The following is a 17,681-nucleotide window of genomic DNA, read 5'->3' on the forward strand; positions in this document are numbered from 1 at the left end:
ATGGCGGTGAAAACCGACTGGTATGAAGCCGACAGCCGCTTCATCCCGGGGCATTACCAACCCGCCACCCTGATCGACCTGGCGTTGTCGCGGGACATCGACAGCCATCGCCTGCTGCGCGGCACCGGGCTGTTTCATGAGGACATCCTGGCGGGCACTGCGCGGCTGAGCCCACAGCAGTTCCTCGGCCTGATCGGCAACAGCCGCAAACTGCTGGATGCCGACGACAGCAGCTTCCTGTTCGGCCAACGCTTGCTGCCCGGCTACTACGGCGCGGCCAGCCATGCCTTGGGCCACGCGCAGAACCTGCATCAGGCGCTGGACATCCTGATCCAGCAGCAAGTGCTGCTCAGCCCGCTGGTCACCCTGCAATTGGCGCTGGATGAGCACCACGCCTACCTGTATTGGCTGGACAGTTGTGGTGCCGGCGAACACTGGCGTTTCCTGCTCGAAGCCAGCATGACCTCGCTGGTTGCCATGAGCCAATGGCTCAGCGGTGAACGCCTGCCGTGGGTGGCCAGTTTCAGCCATGCCGAGCCGCGTTATGTCGAGCAGTACTGGGTGCACCTGGGCGAAGACACGCGCTTCGAACGCCCGCTGGACATGCTCTGCATCCCCCGCGAATACCTCACCCGCACGTGGCCGGGCGCGTCCGTCACGGCTGGGCAGGTCGCGCGCCAGCAGGCCCGTGAGCAGATCGAACAGTTGGGCTTTGCCGCCAGCTTTCTCGATTGCCTCGACGACTACCTGCGCGACCTGGTGCGCCAACCGCCGAGCCTGGAACAGGCAGCGCAGGCGTTCGCCATGAGCCCGGCGACCCTCAAGCGCAAGCTGCACAAGCACGACACCGGGTTTCAGCAGCAAGTGGACCGGGTGCGCAAGCAGGTGGCGTTGCACCTGTACCAGGTCAAGGGCTACAGCAATGAGGAAGTGGCGGCGTACTTGAATTTCAACGATGCGGCGAACTTCCGTCGCGCGTTCAAACGCTGGACCGGCAGCACACCCAACCTGATCCGCCAGCTGTTCAACAGCCGCTAGCCAGCCGCTCGCGCAAGAACTCCACCAGCGCCTGCACCGGCCGTGAGCTTTGCCGGTGCTGCGGGTACACCGCCGACAGGGTCAGGTCTTCGGGGGCGAATTCGTCCAATACGCTGACCAGGCGCCCGTCCTTCAGCGCGTCGCCGACGATAAAGGTCGGCAGATAGGTCACGCCCAGACCGGCGATGGCGGTGTCGCGCAACAGATCACCGTTGTTCACGCGCATGCGCCCGCTCACATTCAGCGCCTGCACCTGGCCCTTGAAGCGCCATTGCACCTGGCGGCCATGGCCGTAAGGCAGGCAGTCGTGCGCGGCGAGATCCTCCGGTTTTTGCGGCGTACCGCGCAGCGCCAGGTAGTCGGGGCTGGCGCAGTACACCCGGGGAATACTGGCGATACGGCGGGCAATCAGGGTGGAGTCTTCCAGGGTGCCGATGCGCAAGACCAGGTCGTAGCCTTCGCCGATCAGGTCCACGGGGCGGTCGCTGAGATCGACCTCCACCGCCACTTGCGGATGACGCTGCAAAAACAGCGGCAACAGGCAACCCAGGTGGGCCATGGCAAACGACAACGGCGCGCTGAGGCGAATGGTGCCGCGCGGTTCGCTGTTCTGCCCGGCGATGCCCTGCTCCACTTGCTCGACTTCACCGAGCAGGCGCAGGGCCGATTCGTAGTAACTCTGGCCCAGGGGCGTGACATCCAGGCGGCGGGTGGAACGGTTGAGCAGACGCACGCCGAGGCGGTCTTCCAGCTGGATCAGGCGGCGGCTGACGAACTGCTTGGACAGGCCGAGCTGTTCGGCGGCGGCGGTGAAGCTGCCGGACTCCATGACCTGGCAGAACAGGCGCATGTCTTCAAAGGGGTTCATTGTCGCTTCTCGGTGGACATTTAAGCGGTTGTATAACCGGTTAGTCGCAACACCACAAACCAAAATGTGGGAGCTGGCTTATGTGGGAGCGGGCTTGCCCGCTCCCACACAAGCCCGGCTCCCACAGGGTTCAGCGGTGTTTTGCGGGTGGGGTTATTTGGTGAACGCCGAGTAGCTGTTCATCAGGTTGCGGTAGTTGGGAATGCGCGGCGACAGCAGGTTGGCCAAGCCTTCCATGTCGTTGCGCCAGTCGCGCTGCAGCTCGCAGGCCACGGCGAACCAGTTGACCAGTTGTGCACCGGCAGCGGTCATGCGCGCCCAGGCGGCCTGTTGCACGGTTTCGTTGAAGGTGCCCGAGGCATCGGTAACCACGAACACTTCAAAGCCTTCCTCCAGCGCGCACAGGGTCGGGAACGCCACGCACACGTCGGTCACGACGCCCGCAATGATGATCTGCTTGCGACCGGTCGCCTTCACCGCCTTGACGAAATCTTCGTTGTCCCAGGCGTTGATCTGGCCAGGCCGGGCAATGTACGGCGCGTCCGGGAACAGTTCCTTGAGTTCCGGCACCAGCGGGCCGTTGGGGCCGCTTTCAAAGCTGGTGGTGAGGATAGTCGGCAGGTTGAAGAACTTCGCCACATCGGCCAGGGCCAGGACGTTGTTCTTGAATTCGTTGGGGGAGAAATCCTGGACCAGGGAAATCAGGCCAGTCTGGTGATCGACCAACAGTACAACCGCGTCATCTTTGTTCAAGCGTGGGCTAGCCATGGTTCAACTCCTTACGGGGATGGGAAATCAGAAAGCAAAGCAGGAACAGCCAAACGCGCCCCAGAAGCCCTGGAAGTCGCTGACCGGCACGCTGGAAAGCCGTGCCTTTTCGTGGCTGTGGACATGCACGCCGCAGGGGCCGCTGCATTGGTGGACTTGCGCCTGCAACGGCGAACTTGGACGCCAGTGACCCGGCACCTTGACCACCGGCGACCAGTCCGGCAGCACCGGCACCCGCGGTGGGGCGTAGTCTTCGAAGTCGCCGGCGCCGTAGACCACCTTGCCGCCGACCACGGTCAGTACCGATTCGATCCACTTGATGGCTTCTTCATCGACACTGAAAAAGTCCGCCGACAGTGCGGCGACGTCCGCCAATTGGCCGACCTTGATCTGGCCTTTCTTGCCCTGCTCGGACGAGAACCAGGCGCTGCCATGGGTGAAGAGTTCCAGCGCGGTGAGGCGCGGCAAGCCTTCGGCGTGCAGCTCCAGGCCGCCGACGGTGCGGCCGCTGACCATCCAGTACAGCGAGGTCCACGGGTTGTAGCTCGACACCCGCGTGGCGTCGGTGCCCGCCCCGACCGGCACGCCTTCGGCGAGCATGCGCTTGATCGGCGGCGTGGCTTCGGCCGCCTTGGCGCCGTAGCGCTCGACGAAGTATTCGCCCTGGAATGCCATGCGGTCCTGGATCGCAATACCGCCGCCAAGGGCACGCACACGCTCGATGTTTTTCGGCGTGATGGTTTCCGCGTGGTCGAAGAACCACGGCAGGCCATTGAATGGAATGTCGCGGTTGACCTTCTCGAACACGTCGAGCATGCGCGAGATGGACTCGTCATACGTGGCATGCAGGCGGAACGGCCAGCGCTGCTCCACCAGGTGGCGCACCACCGGTTCCAGCTCCTGCTCCATGGTCAGCGGCAGGTCCGGGCGCGGCTCGAGGAAGTCTTCGAAGTCGGCGGCCGAGAACACCAGCATCTCGCCGGCGCCGTTGTGGCGCAGGTAGTCATCGCCCTGGTGCAGGGTGACGCTGCCAGTCCAGTTCTTGAAGTCGCTGAGTTCTTCCTTGGGCTTCTGGGTGAACAGGTTGTAGGCGATGCGCACCGTCAACTGTTCGTCCTTGGCCAGTTGCTCGATCACCGCGTAGTCATCGGGGTAGTTCTGGAAACCACCGCCGGCATCGATGGCGCTGGTCAGGCCGAGGCGATTGAGTTCACGCATGAACTGGCGGGTCGAGTTGACCTGGTATTCCAGCGGCAGTTTCGGGCCTTTGGCGAGGGTCGAATACAGGATCATCGCGTTGGGGCGCGCCACCAGCATGCCGGTGGGGTTGCCGTTGCTGTCACGCACGATCTCGCCGCCCGGCGGGTTCGGCGTGTCCTTGGTGTAGCCGGCGACGCGCAAGGCGGCGCGGTTGAGCAAGGCGCGGTCGTACAGGTGCAGGACGAACACCGGGGTATCTGGCGCGGCCTGGTTCAATTCGTCCAGGGTCGGCATGCGTTTTTCGGCGAACTGGAATTCGTTCCAGCCACCGACCACGCGCACCCATTGCGGCGTCGGGGTGCGGTCGCCCTGGTCCTTGAGCATGCGCAACGCATCGGCCAGGGACGGCACGCCTTCCCAGCGCAGTTCCAGGTTGTAGTTCAAGCCGCCACGGATCAGGTGCAGGTGCGAGTCATTGAGGCCGGGGATCACGGTGCGGCCCTTGAGGTCGATGACCTGGGTGCCGCTGCCGCGCAGGGCCATGGCTTCACCGTCGGTGCCGACGGCAACAAAGCGGCCCTGGTGGATGGCGACGGCGGTGGCGCGCGGGTTTTCCCGGTCCACGGTGTGGAACTGGCCATTGAACAGAATCAGGTCGGCGTTCATAGGGTTTCCTTTACAGAGGCTTCAAGCCAGGGAGCGAACAGGCGGGTGGCGGCCGGCATCAGCAGGTAGACCACCAGCAGGACGATGGTCAGGGTGATCAGGAAAGTGGCGACCACGTAGTTGGAGAGAAACGGGTGCAGGCGCAGCACCGGGCCCCAGATGATCGGGATCAGCAGGGTCAGGGGCAGGATCACGAACAGGGTGACCACGGCTTGCTTCCAGCGTGGCGGCTTGGCGGCGTGTTCGGTTTCGGGGTTGAACCAGAACTCGTTGACGGCGCCGATTTCGGTGTTGTCGCCGTCGGCGAGCATGGGGGCGGCTTCGGCGATCAGGTCGTTGCGTTCGGGGGAGTCGAGCCAGCGTTCCAGGGCATCGGTGGAGCGGTAGCGCAGGACGCAGGTGAACAGCGCGAGGTGGTTTTGTTTGCTGCGTACGACGTCCACGCCGAGGTGGCCGGGGCGTTCGCCGGCGATGCGCACGATGCGGCGCAGCCAGGCTTCGTAATTGGCTTCGTGGCCGGGTTTGATGAGGTGTTTGACGACCAGGGTGACGACTTCGTCGGGGCTGGTTTTGGGTGTTGGGTCCATGGTGTTTGATTCCCCCCCTGGAGAGTTGAGCGATGGGGGGAGTTTGGTAGGGATTACTTGGGGGGAATTGGATGTATGTGCTGTTTGGGGTGGGCTGCGTACATATCCGTTATTTGGGTAACGGCGGCTTAGGGTTCCGCCCTTACGGCGGCTCACTTTTGAAGAGCGCAAAAGTAAGCAAAACGCTCTTGCCCCAACACTCGGTGCCTCGCCCAGGCTCGGCATGCCCGTAATCCATGTCGAATTCCGGCCAGCGTGTTTAACGGGGCGCCCAAGATCAAAATCAAAAGCAAAGCGAGGCGGCCTGACAGCCGACCTGATCGATGAAGCGTGCGCGTTCTCCTGTGGGAGCTGGCTTGCCTGCGATGGCATCAACTGGGTGTGCCTGATGTACCGAATTGCCTGCATCGCAGGCAAGCCAGCTCCCACATTTTGAACCGAGCTCGACAGGACAAATACCGGTCGGCTACTAGGCCGCCGCGCTCTGGCTTTTGATCTTACTTGCCCCGTCAAACACGCTGGCCGAACGCAGGCTTGAATCCGTGGGCAACCCGGCAGGACGCCGGGTTAGCCGCACTGGGCCATGGATGGCCCATTGCGGCGGCCCACGGATTCAAGCCTGCGTTCGGGCACACCGAGCCTAGGCGAGGTGCCGAGTGTTGGGGCAAGAGCCCTTTGGTTACTTTGGGCTGGGCCGGCATTCCGGCTTTTCCAAAGTGACCCGCTGTAAGAGCGGAACCATAAGCCGCCGTTACCTAAATAACGGATATACACACCACCACCAACAACAACAACAACAACAACGCCTACGACTCTAAACTTCAGGTCTTCTTTTCATAACCAACCCCCTGCAAAGAAAACTTCACCTGAGTACGCCTCCCCGATCTTTTGGTAATTTCTTGACCACCAGTCATTGAATTCGCGAATCGGCCATACAACCCGGTACCGTTAACTGAACCGTTTTTAACATTGCCTTTATCATCAGTACTAAAGGGAGCAAAAAAACTACCGCTTGTCGTTGCAATTTGTGAGCTACGGTCGATCTTTGCGCCATAGTGCTCGACAAATCCGGTATTGGAGCCAGCCAATGCAACTTTCTGATCGACATCAAGATCTTTAACATGCTGCATGGGCCCAAGTTTATCGGGATCCGTAACATCCTGAACATAGGCCTTTAGCCTCTTGGGATTATCGGGATCTCGCGCCACTGTCAGGTTATATTTATGACCAAATTTAAAATCCACCAATGTGCTATTGCTGGCGCCTGGTCCCCCATCCGCCCCGTCACGACCTTTTGGAGCGCTGAAATGGGGGCCAAACCCAGAAAACGTAATCAGCGCCTTGCCATCTCCTCGTGGCTGCATACCAATGTAGCCGCCCCCCAGTTTTTTGCCGCTTTCATCATTGACGCCAAACTGCATCGCATAATAGATCCCGCCATCCTTGCTGCTCTTACGTTGAGCCCCTTCATCGATAATGATTGGAAATGTGATATTACTCAATCCAGGGTCAGGCGTAGAAATATAGTAACTTACACCATATAGCCCATTCGGCGAGCTAGCGTGTTTGTTTATTTGAAGTTTTGGCTCACTCACCTTATCAAGTTTCGACGTGGTGGTTTGCGAAGTGCTGGCACGCCCTGCCAACAACTGACTGTTGCCGTGCATCTCATGCAGGCGACTCCGTTGCACTTCAGCCTGGCGATCCGTCGGTGTTCCCGGTGTGGAAACAGACGTTTCAGGGGCTATGTGTGATATCAACGGTGAATGGTCAATGCGCATATGGGTGACTGCCTTCTCTGGAAAGTAAGCCCATGATAGAAAGCCTTTGCCCAAACAAGCTGTCAGACGGAGCGCGCACAAAGCTCAGACTTTACTGGGTGTCAATACCTGTGGCTTTCAACGTGGCGTTGACTGATCAGCTACCGAACCTACAGCACTCGCGACATGTGTTCGCCGATCCGCCCACGCAACCACCGCTCCGCCGGATCATTGTCATGCACCCCACTCCACACCATCGACAACTCCGCCGCCTCAATCGCAAACGGCGGATCCTCCGCCCGTAACGCCGATCCCTCGGTCAACGCACACGCCGCATAATCCGGCACGGTCGCAATAATCTGCGTCCCCGCCAGCAACGCCCGCAACCCACTGAATTGCGGCACCGCCAACACCACCCGCCGCGCCCGGCCAATACGCGCCAAATCCAGATCGATATTGCCGCTCAGATCCCCGGAAAACGACACCATCGCATGGGGCCGCTCGCAATAATCATCCAGGGTCAGCGGCGCCTCCCCACCATCTCCCCGCAGCACCTTGCACGGAATATCCCGCAGCTTCTTGCGCTTGGCATTCGCCGGCAATTCCGTGGTGTAACTCACCCCCACCGAAATCTCGCCACTGGCCAACAACGCCGACATCAGCAGGTAATTGGCACGACGCACCACCACGACAATCCCCGGCGCCTCTTCACGCAGCTGACTGAGCAACGGCGGAAACAAACCGAACTCGGCATCGTCGGACAGGCCGATGCGAAACACCGCGCAGCTGGTGGAAGGGTCGAAATCCTTGGCGCGGCTGACGGCGCCCGAGATGATGTCCATGGCTGGTTGCAACTCCTTGAGTATCGCCACGGCGCGTGGCGTGGGCTCCATGCCCCGCCCGTTGCGCAGCAGCAACGGGTCGTCGAACAGATCGCGCAAGCGCCCCAGTGCCGCACTCACCGCCGGTTGGCCCATGAAGAGTTTTTCGGCGACCCGGGTCAGGTTCTTCTCGAACATCAGCGCTTCGAAAATCACCAACAGGTTCATATCGACGCGGCGCAGGTCGTTGCGGTTCATGGCGGTATCCAAACGGTTGGCGAGCCGCCAGATAAGCACGCAACACGCAGCCTGGATTGCATCGCTGTGCTGTCTTTTCAACGCCCGAACCTGGCGAAATTAACAACGATTAACTCGTCAGCCAGACGGTCTGGCGCCAAGAATGTGTCGGTCTACACTGCATCCATTCACCGGGAACGCTCCCATCGACTGCGGATATCCGTCATGGCCCGACTTGAGCACACTGCTCCCCGTTTATCCGCGACCGGCGGCCTGTGCGCCCGGCGTGAGCGGATTGCCAAACAATTGATCCTCGCCAACCTCGGTGAAAGCCTGGCGATTGCCGAACTGGCCCAGGCCTGCGCGCTGTCGCGCAGCCATTTTTCCCGGGCGTTCAAGTGCACCACCGGGCTGTCGCCGCAGGAATGGATTCGCCAACAGCGCATCCAGCGCGCCAAGGAGTTGATCACCGGTTCCGCCTTGAGCCTCACGCAGATCAGCCTGGAGTGTGGCTTTTGTGATCAGGCGCACTTTTGTCACATGTTCACCCGCAGCGAAGGCGTCAACCCGATGACCTGGCGAAATCACCAATTGCGTCACAGGCCGCAAGTGATTGCGGCCTAGTGGTTGGCACACGCCTGGAATATGCTGGCCACACCCTTTTCCCAGAGCATGGCCGCCATGAATGACCTCAGCGACCAGGCCGTGCAGTTCGGCCCCTACCGCATCCACCCGCGTCAGCGCCTGGTGTTGGAAGGCGGCCGCCCGTTGCGCCTGGGACGGCGTGCCGTGGAGATCCTGCTGATCCTGCTGGAGCAGGCCGGCAATGTGGTGAGCAAGCAGGAATTGATCGCCCGCGTGTGGCCCAGGAGCGTGGTGGAGGACGGCAACCTGCGGGTGCATATGGCCGCGCTGCGCAAGGCCTTGGGCGATGGCCAGGCCGGGCAGCGCTATATCGTGACCGTGGCCCAGCGTGGCTACAGTTTTGTCGCGCCACTGAGCATCGAACCCATGAGCCTGCCCACCGAAGGCGCACCGCAACGCCCGTGCCATAACCTGCCGCTGCGGCGCACGCGCATGATCGGCCGCCAGGCGCTGATCGATGCACTGGTGCAGCAACTGCCCGCACAACGCTTCGTCACCCTCACCGGCGCCGGCGGCATCGGCAAGACCACCGTGGCGCTGCGGGTGGCGGAACTGCTCATTGGGCACTACCGCGACGGCATCCGCCTGCTCGACCTGGCGCCGCTGAGCGCGCCGGCGCTGATCCTGCCCAACCTCGCGGCCCTGCTCGACCTCACCCTCAGCGAGCAAGAGCCGTTGCTCAGCGTTGCCCGCAGCCTGCACGCCCGGCAATTGCTGCTGGTGATCGACAACTGCGAGCACCTGCTGGACGACATCGCACTCATCAGTGAAACCCTGCTGCGCCACGCGCCCGAGTTGCACATCATCGCCACCAGCCGCGAAGCGCTGCGTGCCGAGGGCGAATCCGTGCAGCGCCTGGAACCGCTGGCGTGCCCGCCCGCCACCGGCAACCGCGCCCAGGCCCTCGGTTACCCGGCCCTGCAATTGTTGATCGAACGGGCGATGTCCCATCAGGACAGCTTTGCCCTCAGCGACGCCGAACTGCCGCTGGCCATCGATATCTGCCAGCGCCTGGACGGCATCCCCCTGGCAATCGAACTGGTCGCCGCGCAGATCGAACGCTTCGGCCTGCCGGGCCTGCTGGTGCAGATGGAAGACAACTTCCGCCTGCTCACCCGCGGCCGAGACAGTGCCCTGCCCCGCCAGCAAACCCTGCGCGCCACGTTGGACTGGAGCTTCGCGCTGCTCACCGGCTGCGAGCAGATCTGCCTGCGTCGTCTCGCGGTGTTTCGCGGCGGCTTCAGTCTGGCCAGCGCGGCGGCGGTGATCGCCGGGGAACAGGTGGCGCCCGTCGAAGTGCTGGGCTCCATCACGCAGTTGGTGGCCAAGTCCTTGCTCAATGTCGAGGCCGGCGATGACGAGGTGGTCTATCGCCTGCACGACATCACCCGCACCTACGCCCTGGAAAAACTCAGCAGCGCCGGCGAGCTCGACGTCACCCGCGCACGCCACGCCGAGCGTTGCCTGAGCCTGATGAACCAGGCGCAGGACGATTGGGAGCTGATCGCGACCCAACCATGGATCGACCGCTATGCGCCCCTGCGCGAAGACATCCGCGCCGCCCTCGACTGGGGCCTTGGCGACCATGGCGTGCACTCGCTGGGCATTCGTCTCACCGTCAGCGCCATGCCGCTGTGGCAAGAGTTGTCGCTGCTGCGCGAACACGGGTTGTACGTGGGCAAGGCCCTGGCGCGGCTGAGGCAATCGGCAACGCCAAGCCAGCGCCTGCATATGGCCTTGCAACTGGCGCTGGGCAGTTTTTCCTATCACACCCAGGGCGGCACGCCGCAGACCATCGACGCCTTTGCCTGTGCACGGCGCCTGGCCGAAGCGGGCAAGGACCTCGCCGGCCAGCTGCGCGCCGTGTCGGGGCATATGGCGGTGAACCTGTGCTGCGGCAACTATCGCGAAGCCCTGACGCAGAGCCTGCACTTCGACCAGCTGGGGCCACAGGCCGAACCCTTGCTGGACCTCAGCGCACAACGCCTGCGGGTGCTCGCGCAACACTTCGCCGGCAACCAGGCGCTGGCCTTGCACAACGCCGAGCAGGTGATCCAGCGCATGGCCCAGAGCGGCCATCTGAACCGCTTTACCCATGGTTTCGGCGTGCAGTACGACCAGAGCGTGGCGTCGTTGACCATCCTCGCGCGCATCCTGTGGCTGCGGGGTTTCCCGGAGCGCGCCGCCCGTATCGCCGACCAGGCGTTGGCGTTGGCGCTGCAGATCAACCATGGCACGTCGATCTGCTACACCCTGGCCCTCGCCGGCGTGGTGATCGCCCGCTACAACGGCGACGCCGCCACGACCCGCGCGCACATGGACCTGCTGCTGCAACAGGCACAAAAACACTCGGTACAACTGTTCCATACCTGGGCGCGCTGTTACGCAGGTACCACGCGGGTCGCCGATGTGCAGGGCTTGGGGCTGGTGGAAGATATTCTCGTCACCTTCAACGCCCTCGAGCCGAGCGACGCCGTGTTCGAACGCGCCCGCAACGGCGCCGCCGGCTGGTGCACTGCGGAGATCCTGCGGGGGCGCGCCGAACGCCTCAGCGACAGCCGTGCCGCCGAAGCCCTGTTGCTGGAGGCCCTGGGTCTGGCACACCAGCAAGGCGCGCTCGCTTGGGAATTGCGCAGCGCCACGGCGTTGGCGCGGTTGTGGCAGGGGCAAGGCCGCGTGCAGGCGGCGCGGGATCTGCTGGTGTCGGTGTACGGGCGTTTCACCGAAGGGTTTGCCACCGCCGACCTACTCCGCGTACGCGGCCTGCTCGACGAGTTGCAGGACAAACGACCGGCCTGAAAACGGCCCCAGGTAATGCCCATAACCCGCCTGCAAACGCGCCACCTGTGCGGGATCGCGCAGTTGCGCCAGGGCGTAGCTGCGCAGGCTGTTGAGCAACCGATAACGCGCGGGACCGGGGCCCGGTTCCTGGGCCAGCAACGACAGGCCCACCAGCCGCGCCAGCAGGTACGGCAGGTCGGCGTGTTCCAGCTCGGTGCCCGCCACCAGCGCGGTCAGCGTGGGCAAGGTCACGGCCATCTTGAACAAGCCCAATTGCAGGAACAACCAACGCTCCGGCAGGCTCAGGCGCGCGTAGCTCCAATCCAGTGCAGCGGCGAAGGATTGGTGACGTTCAACCGCCGTGCGGCGGCCCCGCGTCAACACCTGCAAGCTGCTGCGCAATTGCGTCTGCACACCGTGCAGGCCCAGGGCTTCGACCTGGGCCGCCGCCAGCTCCAGGGCCAGGGGAATGCCATCCAGACTGCGGCAGATATCCCGCAGCGGCGCCAGGTCCTGGGCGCGCAACACAAAGCCCTGCTGACTGGCGCGTACCCGTGCAACAAACAACTGCACGGCGGGAGAGGCCATCGCCTGCTCGACACTGCCCCAGCCGCACGGGGTCGGCAGTGCCAACACGGGCACGCGTTGCACCCACTCACCGGGCAGGTGCAAGGCTTCACGGCTGCTCAGCAACACGCTCACCTGGGGCGCGTACTGCGCCAGTGTGCGCACGAGGTGACGGCAGGCGCTGAGCAGCAAGTCGGCACCATCGAGTACCAACAACAGTTGGCGTGTCGCCAGGGGTTTGCACAATGCCTGGGCACTGGCGCAGGGCTCCAGGTCCAACGCCTTGGCCAGATGGCGGAGCATTTGCGTCGGTGCTTGCACCGTCGCCAGGTCCACCCACCACACGCCATCGCGATAACGCGGCAGCACGCGTTCGGCCAGGGCCAGTGCGAGGCTGCTTTTGCCCACGCCGGCGCACCCGGTCAGGGTCATCAGGCGTTGCCCGGACAGGCGCCGCACCACCCCCCCCAACACTTCGTCGCGACCGATCAGCGGGCTCAGGCGCACGGCCAGATTGTGCCGGGGCTTGGCGGCAGGCGCAGCGCTGTGCAGCGGTGCGACAAAACTGTAGCCGCGCTGGGGGGTCGTTGATGATGCAGGGTTGGCAATCCAAGGCACGGCGCAGGGCCGCGATGTGCACGCGCAGGTTGTTTTCTTCCACCACGCTGTTGGGCCACACGCGGGCGATCAGGCTGTCCTTGCTGACGAATTGCCCCGGCGCTTCCAGCAGCACTGCCAGAATCTCCAGCGCCCGCCCGCCCAGCGGCACCGGAAAGCCAGCCTTGCTGACCAGCCGTTGCTGCGGGTGAAAGGTGTAGCGGCCGAAGCTCACCGTGGGCGTGTTGTGCATGTCGATAAAGCGCTGAAACACCCGGCCTTGGGCGTTTGCGCATCCTTTTCCATGGGCTTGGCGCTATCTTGCCACCTCGCCGTGACAGGACAATGCTGGCACGGGGAGCCACACGGACTTTGAGGTGCGTCAGACGGCCATATCGGCCTTAACTGAACTGCTGGCGGTACTGGGTCGGGTTAAGGCCGAGTTTTTCGCTGAACAGAAAACGCATGTAGCGCACGCTGCCGAAACCGGCGTGGAAGGCCACGGTCTTGAGCGGCAGGTCGGTGGTTTCCAGCAGGTGCCGGGCACGGTCGATGCGCGCGCCTTGCAAGAACGCCATGGGCGTCATGTGCACTTCCTTGGCAAACACCCGGGCGAAGTGGCGCGCACTCATGCCCGCCAGGTCGGCCATGGAGTCGATGGTGAACGGTTGATCCAATTGCGCCAGCACATGGTTCTGCACCCGCGTGATCGGCGTTTCCTGGGGCGCCACCGCAGCCGTCATCGGACTGAACTGCGCCTGCCCGCCCTGGCGTTTCATCACCACCAGCAGCACCTTGGCCACATCCACCGCGACCTGCTTGCCGTGGTCCTGGGCCACCACCGACAGCGCCAGGTCGATGCCGGCCGTCACGCCGCCCGAGGTGATCAGGCGGCCATCCTGCAAGTAGATGCGATCGGTCTCGACAATGGCCTTGGGAAAGCCCTGGATCAGCCGTTCGGTGTAGTGCCAGTGGGTGGTCACGCGGTGGCCGTCGAGCAGCCCGGCGTGCCCCAATACAAACGCGCCCGTACAGATCGAACCGAAGCGCCGCGCCTTGGGGGCAGCAGCCTTGAGCCACGGCAGCAGCGCGGGATGGCATTCGTTATAGGCACCGGGGCCGCCGGGTACCAGCAACAGGTCATAGGCATCAACGGCGTGTTCCAGCAGCAGGTCGGGCTGCACCAGCACACCATTGGAGGCGCGCAACGCACCGGGTTCAGTGCCCAGGGTGAGGATGCGGTAATGCTCGGCCGCCGGCAGGTAGCGGTTGGCGATGGAGAACACCTCAAGCGGCCCGGCCATGTCGAGCAGCAGGAAGTCTGGGAACAGCGCCATGGCCACGGTTTTCATAGGGTGGAACGTCCATCGAATCAGGTACGGGCGGGCATTATGGCATGTCTTTTATTGTCAATCTGAATAGGACAGTTATTCAGATTCCATCTTCTTAATGAATATCCGGATAACCATTAACCTTCTTCTCAACAACAGCGCCCTGCACTTCGCAGCCCGCGCTTACTTGAGGACAAGACCATGCTGACCCTTCGCAAAGCTTCCGAACGCGGCGCCGCCAATCACGGTTGGTTGAAGTCGTTCCACACCTTCTCGTTCGCCAACTACTGGAACCCGAAAGAACAGGGTTTCTCCGACCTGCTGGTGATCAACGACGACCGCGTTGCGGCCGGCAAAGGCTTCGGCCAGCACCCGCACCGCGACATGGAGATTTTCTCCTACGTGCTGGAAGGCGCGCTGGAACACAAGGACACCCTGGGCACCGGCTCGGTGATCCGCCCCGGCGACGTGCAACTGATGAGCGCCGGCAGCGGCGTGGCCCACAGCGAGTTCAACCACAGCCAAAGCCGTGGCGTGCACTTCCTGCAAATCTGGATCGTGCCCAATGAAGTCGGCGCTGAACCGCGCTATCAACAGGAGCATTTCAGTGAGGCGCAGAAACGTGGGCGCTTGCAGTTGATCATCTCGCCGGACGGTGCCGAGGGGTCACTCAACGTACGCCAGGATGCGCGGGTGTATGCCGGGCTGTTCAACGGCGACGAAAGCGCGACCCTCGAGCTTGCAGCGGATCGCCATGCGTACATCCATGTGGCGCGAGGCAGTGTTGAGATCAACGGGCAGCGCTTTGAGGAAGGTGACGGTGCCCGTGTGCGTGATGAGCGGCAGATCCGTGTGAGCCAGGGCGACGATGCCGAGGTGCTGGTGTTTGACCTGCGCCCTCAGGAGTTGCCACGGATGCCTTGAGGCGCCATCGCTGGTGTCGATAGTCACCATCAGCGCAATGAAGTTCTCTTAAAAACTGCGGCGCGTAACATCGAATCCATACCCGGAAACACTCAACTTAAATACTTGGAGCACATCATCATGAAACGCCAAATCTTGCTTGGACTTGCTTTTTCGGTAGTGGCTGTCAATGCTTTTGCTCATCCTCTGGTTGCTGAAGGGGGTGCTGAGCGGTTGCAGGGGAATCGTGTGGCTGAAGGTGGGGCGGAACGGTTGCTGGAGCGTCGTGTGGCGGAAGGTGGTTCGGAGCGTCTGCTGGAACGTCGTGTGGCGGAAGGTGGTTCGGAGCGGTTGCAAGAACGTCGTGTGGCGGAAGGTGGTTCGGAGCGGTTGCAAGAACGTCGCTTGGCTGAAGGTGGGGCGGAACGTCTGTTGAGTAGTCACGTGTAAGCCTGCGTTGTTTGCAGGGGACCCCAAACCGGCCTGATCAGCCGGTTTTTTTTCGCCTGGGATAATGGTGTTGGGAACACGGTTTAGTGTGGGAGCTGGCTTGCCTGCGATGGCGGTCTGTCAGTGTACATATCCGTTATTTGGGTAACGGCTACCTATGGTTCCGCCCTTACGGCGGGTCACTTTTGGAAAAGAGCCCCAAAAGTAACCAAAAGGGCTCTTGCCCCAACACTCGGTGCCTCGCCTAGGCTCGGCATGCCCGTAATCCGACATGGATTTGGGGGGCCGCCGCCACGCGCCATCCATGGCGCGGGGCGGCTAAACCGGCATCCCTGCCGGTTTACCCCCCAAATCCATGTCGAATTCCGGCCAGCGTGTTTAACGGGGCGCCTAAGATCAAAATCAAAAGCAAAAGCGCGGCGGCCTAGTAGCCGACCGGGTCTCTGGAGCTGACGCGCTCCCCTGTGGGAGCTGGTTCCCACAGTTGAATGGTGAGCGACTGGACAAATACCGGTCCGTACATGTCCCTCCAAAAGTGACCCGCTGTAAGAACGGGACCCTAAGTGGCCGTTACCTAAATAACGGATATGCACCCCAAAAGAACAAAAGAGTATTTAACGAACAGTTTTTAGAACCATAAGCTCATCCCTATTCCAATAGAAGATCGAGCCCCCCATGCCCATACCCCGCCCCCTCATCGCCGTCCTAGGACTCCTGGCCCTCTCCATCGCAGCCACCACCGAAGCCCAGGAAACCCTGCGCATCGGCTACCAGAAATCCTCCACCCTGATCACCCTGCTAAAAACCCAAGGCACCCTGGAAAAAGCCCTCAACGCCAACCACATCGACGTAACCTGGCACGAATTCCCCAGCGGTCTACCCCTGCTCGAAGCCCTGAACGTGGGCAACGTCGACATCAGCGCCGATGTCGCCGACACCGTGCCGATCTTCGCCCAGGCCGCCCAGGCCAAGCTCACCTACTTCGCCCAGGAAGCGCCCTCGCCTTCGGCCCAGGCCATCGTGGTGCGCAAAGACTCGCCGATCCAGCAACTGGGCGACTTGAAAGGCAAGAAAATCGCCGTCACCAAAGCCGCCGGCACCCACTACTTGCTGATCGCCGCACTGGCCAAAGCGGGCCTGGAATTCGCTGATATCGAACCCGCCTACCTGTCACCCGCCGACGGCCGCGCGGCGTTCGAGAACAACAAGGTGGATGCCTGGGTCACCTGGGAACCCTTCCTCACCGGCGTGCAACGCCAACTACCCACCCGCACCCTGGCGGACGGCGCCGGGTTGGCCAGCTACAAGCGCTATTACCTGACCGGCACGCCGTATGCCAAAGCCCATCCCGAGGTGTTGAAGGTGGTGTATGAGCAGCTGGAAAAGACCGGCCAATGGGTCAAGGCCCACCCGCAGGACGCGGCGAAAGTGCTTGGCCCGCTGTGGGGCAACCTGGATGTGGCCACGGTGGAAGCCGCCAATGCACATCGCAGCTATCGGGTGCAGCCGGTGACGGTTGATCAGTTGGGTGAGCAGCAGAAGATTGCCGATGCGTTTTTCAAGGCGGGCTTGTTGCCCAAGGCGGTCGATGCCAAGGATGTACAGACCTGGAAACCTTAAAAATGTGGGAGCGGGCTTGCCCGCGATAGCGCTCGTTCAGCAATAGATTTCTTGGCTGACACACCGCAATCGCGGGCAAGCCCGCTCCCACCGGTTAAACCGCCAGCCCCGTTTAACCGCGCTCAGTCAGCCCACGCGCCGCCAGCGCACCCAACACCCCGCCCACCATCGGTGCCAGCCAGAACAGCCACAGCTGCGCAATGTACTCGCCGCCTGCAAACAACGCCGGCCCGGTGCTGCGCGCCGGGTTCACCGAGGTGTTGGTCACCGGGATCAGGATCAGGTGGATCAAGGTCAGTGCCAGGCCGATGGCAATCGGCGCAAAACCGGCCACCGCGCCCGGGGCGGTCACGCGCAGGATGATAAAGACAAAGAAGAACGTGGCGATCAGTTCGGCCAACAAGGCCGCCTTCATGTCGAAGTGGCCTGGGCTCAAGGCGTCATAGCCGTTGGCGGCAAATCCACCCACGGCAAAATCGTCCTGGCCGTTGGCGATCAGGTACAGCGCCGCCGCCGCGCCAATCGCACCGCTGACCTGCGCCGCGATGTACGGCAGCACGTCAACCCCAGCCACCCGCCGCCCGGCCCACAGGCCCACAGTCACCGCCGGGTTGAAGTGCCCGCCCGAGATGCCGCCCACCGCATAGGCCATGGTCAACACCGTGAGGCCGAACGCCAGGGACACGCCGACAAAACCAATACCCAACTCCGGGAACGCCGCCGCCAGGATGGCGCTGCCACAGCCGCCGAAGGTCAGCCAGAAAGTACCCAGAAACTCTGCGGTCAAACGCTTTTGCACAATCGACTCCATTGCTGTTCAAGTGCCGTCACCACAGGGCGTG

The 17,681-nt window shown here is 62.6% G+C and carries 14 protein-coding genes and 1 pseudogene; 6 read left to right on the forward strand and 9 right to left on the reverse strand.

Annotated features, from left to right (window positions below):
- Entirely contained in the window at positions 1-1,038 is a 1,038-nt protein-coding gene (locus tag PSH87_RS16130) for an AraC family transcriptional regulator (protein WP_305430208.1), read from the forward strand.
- On the opposite strand, the gene PSH87_RS16135 is transcribed toward PSH87_RS16130, so the two are convergent.
- From PSH87_RS16135 to PSH87_RS16160, 6 genes are all read right to left on the reverse strand, one after another.
- The gene (locus tag PSH87_RS16135) at positions 1,025-1,906 is read right to left on the reverse strand and encodes a LysR family transcriptional regulator (protein ID WP_305430210.1); all 882 of its coding nucleotides are present in this window, start codon (positions 1,904-1,906) and stop codon (positions 1,025-1,027) included. The two genes, PSH87_RS16130 and PSH87_RS16135, sit on opposite strands and share 14 nt — an antisense overlap.
- Positions 1,907-2,059: 153 nt before the next feature.
- The gene (gene ycaC, locus PSH87_RS16140; RefSeq protein WP_016980087.1) at positions 2,060-2,674 is read right to left on the reverse strand and encodes an isochorismate family cysteine hydrolase YcaC; all 615 of its coding nucleotides are present in this window, start codon (positions 2,672-2,674) and stop codon (positions 2,060-2,062) included.
- Positions 2,675-2,701: 27 nt separating this feature from the next.
- On the reverse strand, positions 2,702-4,540 hold the full coding sequence (locus PSH87_RS16145) for an amidohydrolase (protein WP_305430212.1): 1,839 nt from the start codon (positions 4,538-4,540) through the stop codon (positions 2,702-2,704).
- Complete coding sequence (locus PSH87_RS16150; RefSeq protein WP_305430213.1) at positions 4,537-5,127, reverse strand: antibiotic biosynthesis monooxygenase; 591 nt, start codon at positions 5,125-5,127, stop codon at positions 4,537-4,539. Before PSH87_RS16150 ends, PSH87_RS16145 begins: the two co-directional genes overlap by 4 nt.
- A gap of 821 nt (positions 5,128-5,948) precedes the next feature.
- Positions 5,949-6,908 (reverse strand): hypothetical protein, encoded by a 960-nt coding sequence (locus tag PSH87_RS16155; RefSeq protein WP_305430215.1) that lies wholly within the window; start codon positions 6,906-6,908, stop codon positions 5,949-5,951.
- 149 nt (positions 6,909-7,057) lie between these two features.
- Positions 7,058-7,966, reverse strand: coding sequence for a LysR family transcriptional regulator (locus PSH87_RS16160; protein WP_017736396.1), 909 nt, complete (start codon positions 7,964-7,966; stop codon positions 7,058-7,060).
- 204 nt (positions 7,967-8,170) lie between these two features.
- Here PSH87_RS16160 and PSH87_RS16165 point away from each other — a divergent pair, with 204 nt between their 5' ends.
- Both PSH87_RS16165 and PSH87_RS16170 read left to right on the forward strand, forming a co-directional pair.
- On the forward strand, positions 8,171-8,569 hold the full coding sequence (locus PSH87_RS16165; protein WP_026136755.1) for a helix-turn-helix domain-containing protein: 399 nt from the start codon (positions 8,171-8,173) through the stop codon (positions 8,567-8,569).
- Positions 8,570-8,626: 57 nt separating this feature from the next.
- On the forward strand, positions 8,627-11,389 hold the full coding sequence (locus PSH87_RS16170; protein ID WP_305434328.1) for a winged helix-turn-helix domain-containing protein: 2,763 nt from the start codon (positions 8,627-8,629) through the stop codon (positions 11,387-11,389).
- Here the strand turns inward: PSH87_RS16170 and PSH87_RS16175 are convergent.
- Positions 11,336-12,841: pseudogene (locus PSH87_RS16175) on the reverse strand (winged helix-turn-helix domain-containing protein). The gene PSH87_RS16170 and the pseudogene PSH87_RS16175 overlap by 54 nt on opposite strands.
- A 95-nt stretch (positions 12,842-12,936) precedes the next feature.
- Complete coding sequence (locus tag PSH87_RS16180; protein WP_017736392.1) at positions 12,937-13,887, reverse strand: GlxA family transcriptional regulator; 951 nt, start codon at positions 13,885-13,887, stop codon at positions 12,937-12,939.
- A 180-nt stretch (positions 13,888-14,067) separates the two neighbouring features.
- Between PSH87_RS16180 and PSH87_RS16185 the strand changes: the two genes are divergently transcribed.
- The 3 genes from PSH87_RS16185 (at position 14,068) to PSH87_RS16195 (ending at position 16,839) form a co-directional block, all read left to right on the forward strand.
- The gene (locus tag PSH87_RS16185) at positions 14,068-14,790 is read left to right on the forward strand and encodes a pirin family protein (protein WP_017736391.1); all 723 of its coding nucleotides are present in this window, start codon (positions 14,068-14,070) and stop codon (positions 14,788-14,790) included.
- A 120-nt stretch (positions 14,791-14,910) separates the two neighbouring features.
- On the forward strand, positions 14,911-15,219 hold the full coding sequence (locus tag PSH87_RS16190; protein ID WP_305430216.1) for a hypothetical protein: 309 nt from the start codon (positions 14,911-14,913) through the stop codon (positions 15,217-15,219).
- Between the two features lie 675 nt (positions 15,220-15,894).
- Positions 15,895-16,839 carry an aliphatic sulfonate ABC transporter substrate-binding protein gene (locus PSH87_RS16195; protein ID WP_017735111.1) on the forward strand — a complete coding sequence of 315 codons (945 nt, stop codon included), beginning with the start codon at positions 15,895-15,897 and terminating at the stop codon, positions 16,837-16,839.
- Positions 16,840-16,951: 112 nt separating this feature from the next.
- On the opposite strand, the gene aqpZ is transcribed toward PSH87_RS16195, so the two are convergent.
- On the reverse strand, positions 16,952-17,650 hold the full coding sequence (gene aqpZ, locus PSH87_RS16200; protein ID WP_017735110.1) for an aquaporin Z: 699 nt from the start codon (positions 17,648-17,650) through the stop codon (positions 16,952-16,954).
- Positions 17,651-17,681 lie beyond the last annotated feature (31 nt).

Origin of the sequence: Pseudomonas sp. FP453, from assembly GCF_030687495.1 — a bacterium.
Taxonomy (GTDB): domain Bacteria; phylum Pseudomonadota; class Gammaproteobacteria; order Pseudomonadales; family Pseudomonadaceae; genus Aquipseudomonas.